This is a genomic window from Kocuria subflava, from assembly GCF_012163155.1.
In the GTDB taxonomy this organism is placed as follows: domain Bacteria; phylum Actinomycetota; class Actinomycetes; order Actinomycetales; family Micrococcaceae; genus Kocuria; species Kocuria subflava.
Window position 1 is genome coordinate 1 of record NZ_JAAVUN010000108.1, and the last position, 776, is coordinate 776.

At 68.4% G+C, this 776-nt stretch carries 1 protein-coding gene; it reads right to left on the reverse strand.

All coding sequences use genetic code 11. The features are described from left to right. Nucleotides 1-20: 20 nt before the first annotated feature. The coding region (locus tag GTW58_RS13220) for a transposase (protein WP_168023573.1) at nt 21-776 on the reverse strand (756 nt) is incomplete at its 5' end.

A 776-nucleotide genomic window follows, 5' to 3' on the forward strand; every position in this document is an offset into this window, starting at 1 on the left:
GGGTGCCTCTATGGTTTTCGTCAAGCCGCTAGGGCGACTGTCGACGGGGTCTGAGGCATGGTCGGGTCTTCGTACAGGGTGCCATCGCGCAGCATCGCGTAGAGCACGTCGGTGCGGCGCCGGGCCAGAGCGATCAGTGCTTGGTTATGCCGTTTGCCCTGGGCCCTCTTGCGGTCGTAGTACGCCCTCGAGGCCGGGTGATGCAAGGAGGCGAAGGCCGAGAGGAACAGGGCTCGCTTGAGGCGCTTGTTGCCGCCGCGGGGTGCGTGTTCGCCGCGGATCGAGGTCCCGGAGCGTCTGGTGATCGGGGCGATGCCGGCGTAGGAGGCCAGGTGCCCGGCATCGGCGAAGTCCTTGCCGACGACCTCGGTGAGGATCCGTGCAGCGGTCCTGACCCCTACCCCGGGCATCGAGATCAGGACCGGGTGAAGAGGGTGGGCCTCCACGACAGCTTCGACCTGGGTGGCGAGCTTGTTGCGCTGGTGGATCAGTCCGGCGAGCTGTTCGGCCAGGATCGGCACCACGGTGGCTGCGGCCTCGGTGCCAGCCACGACCACGGTCTGCTGGCCCAATGCCTGGAAGATCTCCTCGGTGAGCGGTGCTGCCAGTCGGGGTGCGTGCTTGCGCAGCCGGGCGCGCACATGGCCTGGTCCTGCGGTCTTCAGCTTGGCCGGGGTCGGGTAGCGGCCCAGCAGATCAGCTACTGCCGGGTGCGTGATCCTGGGCCCCAGCACCCGTTCCAGGGCGGGGTGGATCTGGGTGAGCAGCCCGCGCAG